Consider the following 11860-nt stretch of genomic DNA (forward strand, 5'->3'; position numbering starts at 1 on the left):
AGGTCCTATACTGAAGCCCTCGTACCCTGTACGAGGGCTTCTTTCATTGGTGCGACTGAATGCGCAAAGCCGCCCCCCGTGCCATGCCCGGGGGGCGGCTTTCATGGGCGGTTCACATCGGTGGGAAACGGGTCAGCTTGCCCCAGCCAAGACCGCGGGCAACCACCGCCCGCTCGAAGGGGGTGGAAACGTAAACTACAGGCGCATTGAAAGTACGGACTTCCCGTGCAAGGCTGCTGGTGATCAGGCGGACGTTGGAGACTCCGTTACCATTCGGGGTCGCGGAGCTGCAAGCCAGCAGGTACAGGGGCCCCCGGCGCGATTCGGCATAGGAAGGCAGCGAGGACAGGTCGTCTGCCCAACGGAGCGGAGAGACGAAGCGACCGCCGAAGTTCTGCATCAGGCCAGGTTCTCCGTGAGTCATGACCAGTGCCCCATCATGAAATTCCGGCATCAGCATGTAGTCGAGAGATACGTCTGAATCAACCCTCCGGATATAACCCACGGCTGCACGCTTTGACATTTTTCCCGCCAGAATGCGGCCGGTGGCTTTGCCATAGCTTGCCAGCGCCGGCCCGAACAGCCCGGTTGCGGCCGAGGCGATACCCAGCCCCAGCGATATCCAGCCCAGGGTACTGGCCAGCTTCGGATCGTGGTCGCCAATGATGGCTGCAGCAATGCCGGTGGCATTTGACGCCAGTCCAAGCAGTGCTGACGTGATACCCAGAATGGCGCCCGTGAGGGTGGCCAGCATCATGGCCAGTCCCAGCGTCGCAATGCCGAGAATAATGCCCACAATGCCCAGTCCCAGACCGGTAGCCGCGGATGCGCTCATATAGCCGGAGTGATCGGTCCGGTTGACCGGATCGCCGCCACAGAAGGCGTAGGGATTGATGCCACCGCCCGAGAACGGGCTGAACGGGTCCATGCGCAGAAAACACTGCAGCATCGGGTCATAGCTGCGGGCACCATTGCCGAGGTGATACAGCTGGCTGCGTGAATTGATCCAGTCGACCAGTTCGCCATGCATGCCGATTTGTGGCTGGATGCGGGTCGCCGGGACAGCGCGGGGGGGCGTCGGGCGGGGAGAGGTTTTGCTGGGCATGGCGGGCTCCTCTGATGACCGGCACCATGGACGGCCGGTGCCTTGCTTCCAAAGCCAGCTATAGGTGATTTGTGCTGTCCGGACTTCCCTTTCGGACGAATGGAGCTGACAGGCCGCCGGGCGCTTTGCCTGTATCCGCTGCAGCACGCTGGGCCGCCTGATGCGTTACAGGAATGGCGCGCCCCTGCTGAGGGCATGAGCAGGGCGGGTCGGGCATGACAAAGCGCCAGCATCACTGCTGGCGCTTTGTCGTTACCGGCGGCCGGACTGTGCCGGCTGCGGTTATACTGCGCGGCCCGTTGTTCAGGCGGCGTGGCGCTTGGCGACGACGTCCCAGTCGACCAGCTTCCAGAAGCTTTCCAGGTAGTTCGGGCGGCTGTTGCGGTAATCGATGTAGTACGCGTGCTCCCAAACGTCACAGGTCAGCAGTGCCTGCTTGTCGGTGGACAGCGGGGTGGCAGCATTGCTGGTCGACACCAGGTCCAGCCTGCCGTCGGAGCCCTTGACCAGCCAGGCCCAGCCGGAGCCGAAGGTGCCGGCAGCCACGGTGTTGAAAGCTTTCCTGAACTCGTCGAAGCTGCCCCATTTGGCATTGATCGCTTCGGCCAGCGCGCCGGACGGCTGACGCTCTTCCCCGGCGGCATTCGGTGCGAAACCGAGCCAGTAGAAGGTATGGTTCCAGATCTGGGCCGCATTGTTGAACACGCCACCGGACGATTTCTTGACGATCTCTTCCAGGGAGGCGTTTTCGAACTCGGTACCCTTGATCAGGTTGTTCAGGTTGGTGACGTAAGTCTGGTGATGCTTGCCGTAGTGGTATTCCAGGGTTTCCCGGGACAGGTACGGGGCGAGGGCGTCGAGGGCGTAAGGCAGTGCCGGCAGCTTGTGTTCCATGCGATAACTCCTTGAGTCATTGACGGGTAGGTGTATACCCGTATGTGGTGATGATATGACTGATATCAAGTTTATAGGAATAAAGACGTCAGGCCAATGTTGACAAATTTAGTCAGGAATACTTCCCAACCGTTGCACGCGCACGGCGCGCGGCGAGAAATGAGACATGTCGTTGAATTTTGATGTAATCGTCCTTGGTGCCGGTGCGGCCGGCCTGATGTGTGCGGCCCAGGCCGGACAGCGCGGTCGCCGCGTGCTGCTGCTCGACCACGCGGTCAGACTGGCGGAAAAAATCCGCATCTCCGGCGGCGGCCGGTGCAACTTCACCAACGTGAACGTGCGGCCGGAGTGCTATCTGTCCGATAACCCGCATTTCTGCCGCTCGGCGCTGGCCCAGTACACCCAGCATGATTTCATCAAGCTGGTCGAGCGGTACGGCATTGCCTGTCACGAGAAGACGCTTGGCCAGTTGTTCTGCGACGACAGCAGTCAGTCGATCATAGACCTGTTGCTGCATGAATGTGAGCTGGGCGGCGTCGAGCGACGCATGGGGGTGACGGTGCAGGCGGTCGACAAGCCGTCGCGCTTCCGGGTGACGACCGATGCCGGCGTTTTCGAGGCTGACAGTGTGGTGGTGGCGACCGGAGGGCTGTCGATTCCGCAGATCGGCGCCACGCCTTTCGGCTACCGGCTGGCCGAGCAGTTCGGACTGCGGGTGACGCCGCTGGCGCCGGCGCTGGTGCCGCTGACCTTCCAGCCTGGCGATGTGGCCGTGTTCGGCGAGCTGGCCGGCATCGCCATCGAGGTCGAGGCCTGTGCCGAGCGCGGGCCGGCATTCCGCGAGGCAGCCTTGCTGACGCACAAGGGCGCCAGCGGGCCGGCCATGCTGCAGGTGTCCAGTTACTGGCGACCCGGCGAGAGCCTGACGCTCGATCTGTGCCCGGGGGTGGACCTGGAGGCGCGGCTGGCCGAAGATCGCCACAGCGACAAGCTGCTCGGCAACTGGCTGGCGGGCTTCTGGCCCCGGCGCTTCGCTCAGGCCTTTGTCGAGCTGTTCGGTGACAACCGGCCGCTGCGCAGCCTCGATGAACGCAGCGTGGCGCGCCTGTTCGAGGCCATTCGCGGCTTTGTCCTGCGACCGAACGGCACCCAGGGCTACCGCAAGGCGGAAGTTACCCGCGGCGGTATCGATACCCGCGACCTGAGCTCGAAAACGATGATGGCCCGCGAGGTGCCCGGGCTGTTCTTCGTTGGTGAACTGGTCGACGTGACCGGCTGGCTCGGCGGTTACAACTTCCAGTGGGCGTGGTCCAGCGGCTGGGTGGCCGGCCAGCATTGCTGAGCGACGGGTCGCGCAATAGCCGCGACGCGCGCAGCCGCTTGGCACTACAATTCCGGACCTGCTTTTGCCGCCTCCGGGCGGCGCGATTGAAATGATACATGTCCGATTACGCTGATCTTCCTCCTCCGTCCGATGCCGATTCCCTGTCCGACCTGCGTGTGCCGCCACACTCGGTCGAGGCCGAGCAGTCGGTACTGGGCGGCCTGCTGCTCGACAATACGGCCTGGGAAAAAATCGCCGACCTGGTCGGCGAGGGCGATTTCTATCGCCACGACCACCGGCTGATCTGGCGCGCGGTGTCCAAACTGATCGACACCGGTCGGCCCGCCGACGTCATTACCGTGTCCGAACGGCTGGAAAGCACAGGCGAGCTGACCGATATCGGCGGCCTGTCCTATCTGGCCACGCTGGCGCAGAACACGCCGTCGGCCGCCAATATCCGCCGTTACGGCGAGATCGTCCGCGAACGTTCGGTCATGCGCCAGCTGGTGACGGTCGGCACCGAGATCGTCGAGTCCGCCTTCCGGCCGATGGGGCGCGATGCCGCGCAACTGCTGGACGAGGCCGAGGGCAAGGTGTTCCGCATTGCCGAGAGCACGGCCAAGAATGAGCAGGGCTTCCAGGCGATGCCGGAGATCCTGTCCGAGGTCACGGAAAAGATCGACATGCTGTACAGCCGGGAGAACCCGGATGAAGTTACCGGCCTGCCGACCGGCTTCCTCGATCTTGACGAGAAAACGTCCGGCCTGCAGCCGGGCGACCTGATTATCGTGGCCGGCCGGCCGTCGATGGGCAAGACCGCGTTTTCGATGAACCTGGCGGAGAACGTCGCCATTGCGACCAATTTGCCGGTGGCGGTGTTCTCGATGGAAATGCCGGCAGCGCAGCTGGCGACACGGATGATCGGTTCGGTCGGCCGGCTGGACCAGCACAAGCTGCGGACCGGCCGCTTCGACGACGAAGACTGGCAAAAATTCAGCCACGCGCTCGGCGTGCTGGCCGAGACCAAGGTGCATATCGACGAAACCCCGGGCCTGACCGCGCTGGAACTGCGCGCCCGCGCCCGGCGGCTGGCGCGGCAGTACGGCGGCAAGCTCGGCCTGATCGTCATCGACTACATGCAGCTGATGAGTGGCTCGTCGGGCGGGCGCGAACAGAACCGGACCGCCGAAATTTCGGAGATCTCGCGTTCGCTGAAGAGTCTGGCGCGCGAACTGAGCGTGCCGGTGATTGCCCTGTCGCAGCTGAACCGTTCGGTGGAACAACGGCCGAACAAGCGGCCGATGATGTCCGACCTGCGTGAGTCCGGCGCTATCGAGCAGGATGCCGACCTGATCATCTTCATGTACCGCGACGAGTACTACAATCCCGACTCGCCGGACAAGGGCACGGCCGAGGTCATTATCGGCAAGCACCGTAACGGGCCGACCGGCGTGGTCAAACTGGCGTTTATCGGCCAGTTCTCCCGCTTCGAGAATGCCGCGCTCGGCCAGGGCGGCTGGGCCGCACCTGACGAATAAGCCTCAAAGGACCAGCGATGAGTTTCTATTCCCATCATGTGTTTTTCTGCACCAACCAGCGTGAAGCGGGTCGTGACTGTTGCAACAATCATGGTGCCAGCGAACTGCTCGACTACGCGAAGGACCGCATTCGCGAACTGGGCCTCAAGGGCGAGGGCAAGGTGCGGGTGCAGAAGGCCGGCTGCCTCGACCGCTGCGATCTCGGCCCGGTGCTGGTGATTTACCCGGAAGAGACCTGGTATACCTTCATCGACCGCGAGGACATCGATGAAATCATTTCCGAACATATCGTCAACGGCCGCGTGGTCGAACGACTGAAACTGCCCGATCATGCTTAATCCCCCCCCGATGCAGCGCATCGCCGGCCCGGCCGGCGGCCTGGATACCCTGATCGTCGCGCCGCAGGACGTGCCGCGCGGCGTGGCCGTGATCTGTCACCCGAACCCGCTGCAGGGCGGCACCAATACCAACAAGGTGGTGCAGACCTGCGCCAAGGCGCTGGCCAGTCGCGGCTATGTCGCCTATTGCCCGAACCTGCGCGGTGTCGGCGGCAGCGATGGCGAGCACGACCATGGTCACGGTGAGGTCGACGATGTCCTGGCCGTGGTCGCGCAGGCCAGGGCGGACCATGGTCCGCTGCCACTGGTGCTGGCCGGCTTCTCGTTCGGTGGCTTTGTCGCCGCGCATGCGCGCCAGCGCATCGACAGCGAACACCTGATCCTGATGGGGCCGGCGGTCGGCAAGTACGAGACGCCGATTCCGGCCGAAGTGCCGGTCGACACGCTGGTGGTGCATGGCGAGGCGGACGAGGTCATCCCGCTCGGCGCGGTGCTGGACTGGGCGCGACCGCAGGCGCTGCCGGTGGTGGTCTTTCCCGGCGCCGGTCATTTTTTCCATGGCAGGCTGGTGCCGCTCGGCCGGTTGATTGCCCGCCACGTCGGCTGATGCTGCGCTAACGCTTTCCGGACGGAGTCCATGCTCGAACTGACGCATCTGCACAAAACCTTTGGCGATGTCACGGCAGTCAATGATGTCAGCCTGCATGTGGTCCGTGGCGAGTGCTTCGGCCTGCTCGGCCCGAACGGGGCCGGCAAGACCACCACGCTGCGCATGGCGCTGGGCCTGCTCGACCCCAGCGGTGGCAGCATCCGTCTCAACGGGCTGCCGGTGCCGGCACAGGGCCGTGAGGCCAGGATGCGGGTCGGTGTGGTGCCGCAGTTCGACAACCTCGACCCCGATTTCACCGTGGCGGAAAACCTGGTCGTGTTCGGCCGCTATTTCGGGCTGGACGTGCGCGCATTGCGGCGCCGGGTACCGGAACTGCTGGAATTCGGCGGTCTGACCGGCAAGGAGCACGCCCGGGTCGGCGAGTTGTCCGGCGGCATGAAGCGACGGCTGACGCTGGCGCGGGCACTGGTCAACGATCCCGACATCCTGTTTCTCGACGAGCCGACCACCGGTCTCGATCCGCAGGCGCGCCACCTGATCTGGGAGCGACTGCGCAGCCTGACCCAGGCTGGCAAGACGCTGGTGCTGACCACGCACTTCATGGACGAGGCCGAGCGCCTGTCCCACCGGCTGGCGGTGATCGACCATGGCCGGCTGATCGGGCAGGGCACGCCGCAGGCGCTGATCCGGCAGTACATCGAGCCCGAGGTGGTCGAAGTCTACGGCGACGGGGCGACTGACTGGGCCCGCCAGGCTGCGCCGCCGTACCGGATGGAGATCAGCGGCGAAACGGCGTTTTTCTATGGCGAGCAGCTCAAGCCGCTAGTGACTGTGCTTGAGGGGCTGACGTTTCGATACCTGCTGCGCCCGGCCAATCTGGAAGATGTGTTCCTGCGCCTGACCGGCCGCGAACTGCGCGACTAGACTTTGCCGCGCCGCTTCCGTTTTGCCATGGTCGGCCCGCCGCGACCCGCGTGCTAGACTGGCACCCATTCGCGCCAGTGACTGGCGCCAGTCAACCGGATAGCCCTGCCGCCATGAGTCAACCCGACAACCAATTCAGTTACAGCCACGACCAGCTGACCCAGCTTGCCGCACGGGTGCTTGAGCACGCGCGCGTACTGGGCGCGACCAGCGCCGAGACCGAAGTCAGCGAGGGAACCGGCCAGAATGTGACCGTTCGCCTGGGCGAGGTCGAAACCATCGAGTACAACCGCGACAAGGGCATCGGCGTCACCGTCTATGTCGGCCAGCGCAAGGGCCAGGCATCCAGCTCGGACTTCAGCGACGACGCCCTGCGGCAGACGGTGGAGGCCGCCCTGGCCATTGCCCGCCATACCGCCAGTGATCCGGCCGCCGGCCTCGCCGACCCGGCGCTGCTTGCCCACGACAGTATCGATCTGGACCTCTACCACCCATGGGCGCTGGATGTGGACCAGGCGATCGCGCTGGCCACCGAGGTCGAGGATGCCGCGCGCGCCGTCGACCCGCGCATCAGCAACTCCGAAGGCGGCAGCGTGTCCAGCCACGTGTCGAACTTCATCTACGCCAACTCGAACGGCTTCTCCAGTGGCTATGCGTCCAGCCGGCATTCGCTGTCGGCCGCGGTGATTGCCGAAGCCGACGATGCCATGCAGCGTGACTACTGGTACAGCACCGCCCGTCATGCCGACGACCTGCAGGCCGCGCGTGACGTCGGCCGCATTGCCGGCGAGCGCACCGTGCGCCGTCTCGGTGGTCGCCAGGTGGCTACCGGCCAGTTTCCGGTCCTGTTCGATCCGGGCATGGCCGCCGGCCTGATCAGTCATCTGGTCGGCGCCACCAGTGGCGGCGCGCTGTACCGCAAGGCCAGCTTCCTGGTTGATTCCGCCGGTACCCAGGTGTTCTCCGACCGGGTGCGGATCGACGAGGACCCGTTCCTGCCGCGCGGGCTGGCCTCCGGCGCCTTCGACAACGAGGGCGTGGCGACCCGCGCCCGCACGCTGGTCGACAAGGGCGTGCTGACCGGCTATTTCCTGTCCAGCTATTCGGCACGCAAGCTGGGACTGGTGTCGACCGGCCATGCCGGCGGCAACCACAACCTGATCGTGCGCCCGACCGGCGAGAGTTTCGGGCAGTTGCTGCGCATGATGAACCGCGGACTGCTGGTGACCGAGCTGCTCGGTCACGGCGTCAATACGCTGACCGGTGACTATTCGCGTGGTGCGGCCGGTTTCTGGATCGAGAACGGCGAGATCGCCTATCCGGTCGAGGAAATCACCATTGCCGGCAATCTGCGCGACATGTACCGGCAGATCCTGGCCATCGGCACCGACGTCGAAGTGCGCGGCGGCAAGCAGACCGGCTCGATCCTGATCGAGCGCATGACCATCGCCGGCGAGTAACGGGTCGTTAACGGACCGTTCATTTGCCATAAATCAGTATGTGATAATTTGAACGGTCCATCCTGAATTCCGGAGTCATCCAACGTGCTGTCGAACTTGCTGCCGTCCCGCCGGGGCGGCTATTTCCTGATTTTCCTCGCCTGCGCCGGTGGCATGGCCTTTGCGCTGTATGCGCAGTATGTGATGGGCCTGCAGCCATGCCCGCTGTGCGTGTTCCAGCGCGTGGCCATCATCCTGACCGGCCTGCTGGCGCTGCTGGCGGCCATCGTCAATCCGCAGGGCGGCGTCAGTCGCGGCCTGTTCGGCGGGCTGGTCACGCTGGCCGCGCTGGGTGGCGCCGGCGTCGCCGGCTGGCAGACCCGTCTGCAACTGCTGCCGGCCGACCAGGTACCGGCCTGCGGCCCGGGCCTCGACTACATGCTGGAAACCATGCCGCTGAGCCGGATGCTGGCCAAGGTGTTCCATGGCAGCGGCGAGTGCGCGGCCATCGACTGGACCCTGCTGGGACTGTCGATGCCGATGTGGTCGCTGGTGTTCTTTATTGGCGTGATCGTATTTTCGCTGTGGCTGCTGGCCCGGCGCCGTTGATTCGGGAGTTGTTGTCATGAGGGTGTTGAACGAGCTGGAGCCCCGCCCGCTATGGGCCCATTTCCAGACGCTGTGCGATTTTCCGCGGCCGTCGAAGCACGAGACGGCGCTGCGTGACCATCTGCGCGCCTGGGCCGAGGCACGGGGCCTGGCCACCCGGCTGGATGCAGTCGGCAATCTGCTGATCTGCAAGCCGGCGACACCGGGCATGGCCGACCGGGAAACCGTCGTGCTGCAGGGCCATCTTGACATGGTGACGCAGAAAAATGCCGGTACCGAGCATGACTTCCTGCGCGACCCGATCCGCCCGCTGATCGGTGACGATGGCTGGGTCCGCGCCGAGGGCACCACGCTGGGGGCCGACAACGGCATCGGTGTTGCCGCTGCGCTGGCAGTGCTGGAAAGCGACGATCTGCCGCATCCGGCGATCGAGGCGCTGTTCACCCTGGATGAAGAAGCCGGCATGACCGGTGCCCAGGGACTGGGCACCGACCTGCTGACCGGGCGCCTGTTGCTGAACCTCGATACCGAGGACTGGGGCGAGTTCTATGTTGGCTGCGCCGGCGGTATCGATGTGCTGCTGGAACGCTCGCTCGACAGCGAAGCGCTGCCGGCGGACCGCGAGGCACTGCGGATCGAACTGACCGGGCTGCGTGGCGGTCACTCCGGCGTCGACATTCACCTGGAACGCGGCAATGCCACCAGACTGCTGGGCCGGGTACTGGCGGCACTGGCCGCCGAACATGACGCCCAGCTGGTGTCGCTGGAAGGCGGCACGCTGCGCAATGCGCTGCCGCGCGAGGCCTTTGCCGTGATCGCCGTGCCGGCCGCGCAGCGTGCGGCAGTGGCAGCAACACTGGACCAGTGGCAGGCGCTGCTGCGCGACGAGCTGGCCGGGGTGGATGACGGCGTGACGCTGGTGCTGCGCGAGGCGCAGGCGGCACGCATGCTCGACACGACGGCCTCGGCGGCGGTGATGGATCTGGTCAACGCCTTGCCGCATGGCGTGGCGCGCTGGAGCCAGCGGGTGCCGGGCGTGGTCGAGACCTCGAACAATATCGGCGTGGTCCGCGCCGGGGAAGACGGTTTCTCGGCCGTGCTGCTGGTGCGTTCGCTGCTGGACAGCGGGCTTGCCGCCCGTGTCGGCGAGATCGTTGCCGTCGGCCGGCTGGGAGGCTGCCGCACCGCGACCGAAGGGCGCTACCCGGGCTGGACGCCGAACCCGGATTCGCCGCTGCTGGCGCTGGGCCTTGACGTGTACCGCCGCCATTTCGGCGGCGAGGCGGCGGTCAAGGTCATTCATGCCGGCCTTGAGTGCGGCATCCTGGCCGGCAAGTACCCGGGACTGGACATGCTGTCGTTCGGGCCGAACGTGCGGGGTGCGCACTCGCCGGACGAGCGGGTGGACATCGCCAGCGTGGCGATGTTCTGGCAGTTGCTGGCGGCGCTGCTGGCCGCGACCCCGGTACGTCACATGTAAGCAGTCGTTGCCGGCGCTTGCGTGCCGGCAACGGTTTTGTGACCATTTCCCCCATGCGGCAACCGGGCCGCGCAATGAACAAGAAGGCAAGCATGTATCGTGGCGAACGTTTCAACGCCATCAGTCACCTGATCGGCGCCGTGGCCAGTGTCGTGGCACTGGTGGTGATGGTGGTGCGCGCGGCGGACAGCGGCGACGCCTACCGGATCGTCGGCGCCAGCCTGTTCGGCGCCGCACTGGTGCTGCTGTACGCGATTTCCACGCTGTATCACAGCGTGCGCGGCCGGGCCAAGAGCGTGCTGCAGAAATTTGACCATTGCGCGATCTATCTGCTGATCGCCGGCAGCTACACCCCGTTTGCGCTGGTGACCCTGCAGGGTCCGTGGGGCTGGACGCTGTTCGGGCTGGTCTGGGGGCTGGCCGTGTTCGGCATTGCCCAGGAGGTCACCATCGGCCGCAAGAGCCCGACGCGCTGGCTGTCGCTGGTCATCTATCTGGTCATGGGCTGGCTGGTGCTGATTGCCGTCAAGCCGCTGATGCAGCAACTGGCAACCCCGGGTCTGGCATGGCTGGTCGCCGGTGGCGTGACCTACAGCGTCGGCGTGTACTGGTTCATCAACGACGAACGGATTCCCCACGGCCATGGCATCTGGCACCTGTTCGTGCTTGGCGGCAGCCTGTGCATGTTCGTCAGTGTCTTCCAGTATGTGATCTGAGCCGGTTTCCCCATGGATGGGGCGGGCGAGCCCATGGCAAAATGACGCCCCATGCATTACGGAAGGCACGGATGAACGAAACCACAGCCAGCGACGCATTGACGGTCATGGTGGTCGAGGACGAGCCCAAACTGGGCCAGCTGCTCGTCGACTACCTGCGTGTGGCCGGCTACCAGACTGAATGGATTGCCGATGGTGAGGCGGTAGTGCCGCGCGTGCGCGAGGCCGAGCCGGCGCTGATTCTGCTCGACATCATGCTGCCCGGACTCGACGGCCTGTCGATCTGCCGTGAGCTGCGCGCTTTCTCCAGTGTGCCGATCGTCATGGTTACGGCCCGGGTTGAGGAAGTCGATCGCCTGCTCGGGCTCGATATCGGTGCCGACGACTATATCTGCAAGCCATTCAGCCCGCGCGAAGTGATTGCCCGGGTCAAGGCGATCCTGCGCCGGGTACGACGTGGTGACGCACTGCCGGCCGAGCCGGCGCTGGTCATCGACGAAGTCCGCTGCGAAGCCCGCTTCCAGAGTCAGCTGCTGGATCTGACCCAGGCCGAATTCCGCTTGCTGAAGACGCTGGCATCGGCCCCGGGGCGGGTGTTCTCCCGCGATCAGCTGCTCGACCAGTTGTATGACGACTACCGTGTGGTGACGGATCGAACCGTCGACAGCCATATCAAGAACCTGCGCCGCAAGCTGGAGCACGTCTGTTCCGACTGCGAGGCGATCCGCTCGGTATACGGGGTCGGCTACAAGCTCGTCGTCCAGACCTCGGACGGACGGCCGTAACGGACCAGCCTGCCAAGCGTTGTGCCGAAGAAACGGGCAGGGCCCGGCAGCGAAGAGGACACCATGCCGAGCAGGGGGCCTCGGGTGGGTGTCGGGGC

The 11860-nt window shown here is 65.1% G+C and carries 12 protein-coding genes; 10 read left to right on the forward strand and 2 right to left on the reverse strand.

Annotation, left to right across the window (positions count from 1 at the left end):
- Positions 1–112 precede the first annotated feature (112 nt).
- Complete coding sequence (locus ACYVG8_RS12580; protein ID WP_112692672.1) at positions 113–1105, reverse strand: RHS repeat-associated core domain-containing protein; 993 nt, start codon at positions 1103–1105, stop codon at positions 113–115.
- A gap of 303 nt (positions 1106–1408) precedes the next feature.
- Positions 1409–1999 carry a superoxide dismutase gene (locus ACYVG8_RS12585; RefSeq protein WP_107890006.1) on the reverse strand — a complete coding sequence of 197 codons (591 nt, stop codon included), beginning with the start codon at positions 1997–1999 and terminating at the stop codon, positions 1409–1411.
- A gap of 166 nt (positions 2000–2165) precedes the next feature.
- On the opposite strand from ACYVG8_RS12585, the gene ACYVG8_RS12590 reads away from it, so the two are divergent.
- The 10 genes from ACYVG8_RS12590 (at position 2166) to ACYVG8_RS12635 (ending at position 11762) form a co-directional block, all read left to right on the forward strand.
- Complete coding sequence (locus ACYVG8_RS12590; protein WP_036386032.1) at positions 2166–3341, forward strand: BaiN/RdsA family NAD(P)/FAD-dependent oxidoreductase; 1176 nt, start codon at positions 2166–2168, stop codon at positions 3339–3341.
- Between the two features lie 98 nt (positions 3342–3439).
- The gene (dnaB, locus tag ACYVG8_RS12595; RefSeq protein ID WP_028499396.1) at positions 3440–4861 is read left to right on the forward strand and encodes a replicative DNA helicase; all 1422 of its coding nucleotides are present in this window, start codon (positions 3440–3442) and stop codon (positions 4859–4861) included.
- Between the two features lie 17 nt (positions 4862–4878).
- On the forward strand, positions 4879–5199 hold the full coding sequence (locus tag ACYVG8_RS12600; protein ID WP_028499395.1) for a (2Fe-2S) ferredoxin domain-containing protein: 321 nt from the start codon (positions 4879–4881) through the stop codon (positions 5197–5199).
- On the forward strand, positions 5192–5806 hold the full coding sequence (locus tag ACYVG8_RS12605; RefSeq protein WP_036386030.1) for an alpha/beta hydrolase: 615 nt from the start codon (positions 5192–5194) through the stop codon (positions 5804–5806). Before ACYVG8_RS12600 ends, ACYVG8_RS12605 begins: the two co-directional genes overlap by 8 nt.
- A 30-nt stretch (positions 5807–5836) precedes the next feature.
- Positions 5837–6733 (forward strand): ATP-binding cassette domain-containing protein, encoded by an 897-nt coding sequence (locus tag ACYVG8_RS12610; RefSeq protein ID WP_028499394.1) that lies wholly within the window; start codon positions 5837–5839, stop codon positions 6731–6733.
- Positions 6734–6846: 113 nt separating this feature from the next.
- Positions 6847–8193 (forward strand): metalloprotease PmbA, encoded by a 1347-nt coding sequence (gene pmbA / locus ACYVG8_RS12615; RefSeq protein WP_028499393.1) that lies wholly within the window; start codon positions 6847–6849, stop codon positions 8191–8193.
- A gap of 84 nt (positions 8194–8277) precedes the next feature.
- Positions 8278–8781 carry a disulfide bond formation protein B gene (locus ACYVG8_RS12620; protein WP_233495258.1) on the forward strand — a complete coding sequence of 168 codons (504 nt, stop codon included), beginning with the start codon at positions 8278–8280 and terminating at the stop codon, positions 8779–8781.
- 16 nt (positions 8782–8797) lie between these two features.
- Entirely contained in the window at positions 8798–10261 is a 1464-nt protein-coding gene (locus ACYVG8_RS12625) for an aminoacyl-histidine dipeptidase (protein ID WP_460745939.1), read from the forward strand.
- Positions 10262–10353: 92 nt separating this feature from the next.
- Complete coding sequence (trhA, locus tag ACYVG8_RS12630) at positions 10354–10977, forward strand: PAQR family membrane homeostasis protein TrhA (protein WP_028499390.1); 624 nt, start codon at positions 10354–10356, stop codon at positions 10975–10977.
- A 71-nt stretch (positions 10978–11048) separates the two neighbouring features.
- Positions 11049–11762 carry a response regulator gene (locus ACYVG8_RS12635; RefSeq protein ID WP_028499389.1) on the forward strand — a complete coding sequence of 238 codons (714 nt, stop codon included), beginning with the start codon at positions 11049–11051 and terminating at the stop codon, positions 11760–11762.
- The last annotated feature ends 98 nt before the right edge of the window (positions 11763–11860 follow it).

This window comes from Microvirgula curvata (assembly GCF_054781615.1).

Excerpts from the sequence above, each read along its gene's own strand:
- ACYVG8_RS12580 (WP_112692672.1), bottom strand. The coding sequence starts at position 1,105 with ATGCCCAGCAAAACCTCTCCCCGCCCGACGCCCCCCCGCGCTGTCCCG.
- ACYVG8_RS12585 (WP_107890006.1), bottom strand. The coding sequence starts at position 1,999 with ATGGAACACAAGCTGCCGGCACTGCCTTACGCCCTCGACGCCCTCGCC.
- ACYVG8_RS12590 (WP_036386032.1), top strand. The coding sequence starts at position 2,166 with ATGTCGTTGAATTTTGATGTAATCGTCCTTGGTGCCGGTGCGGCCGGC.
- dnaB (WP_028499396.1), top strand. The coding sequence starts at position 3,440 with ATGTCCGATTACGCTGATCTTCCTCCTCCGTCCGATGCCGATTCCCTG.
- ACYVG8_RS12600 (WP_028499395.1), top strand. The coding sequence starts at position 4,879 with ATGAGTTTCTATTCCCATCATGTGTTTTTCTGCACCAACCAGCGTGAA.
- ACYVG8_RS12605 (WP_036386030.1), top strand. The coding sequence starts at position 5,192 with ATGCTTAATCCCCCCCCGATGCAGCGCATCGCCGGCCCGGCCGGCGGC.
- ACYVG8_RS12610 (WP_028499394.1), top strand. The coding sequence starts at position 5,837 with ATGCTCGAACTGACGCATCTGCACAAAACCTTTGGCGATGTCACGGCA.
- pmbA (WP_028499393.1), top strand. The coding sequence starts at position 6,847 with ATGAGTCAACCCGACAACCAATTCAGTTACAGCCACGACCAGCTGACC.
- ACYVG8_RS12625 (WP_460745939.1), top strand. The coding sequence starts at position 8,798 with ATGAGGGTGTTGAACGAGCTGGAGCCCCGCCCGCTATGGGCCCATTTC.
- trhA (WP_028499390.1), top strand. The coding sequence starts at position 10,354 with ATGTATCGTGGCGAACGTTTCAACGCCATCAGTCACCTGATCGGCGCC.
- ACYVG8_RS12635 (WP_028499389.1), top strand. The coding sequence starts at position 11,049 with ATGAACGAAACCACAGCCAGCGACGCATTGACGGTCATGGTGGTCGAG.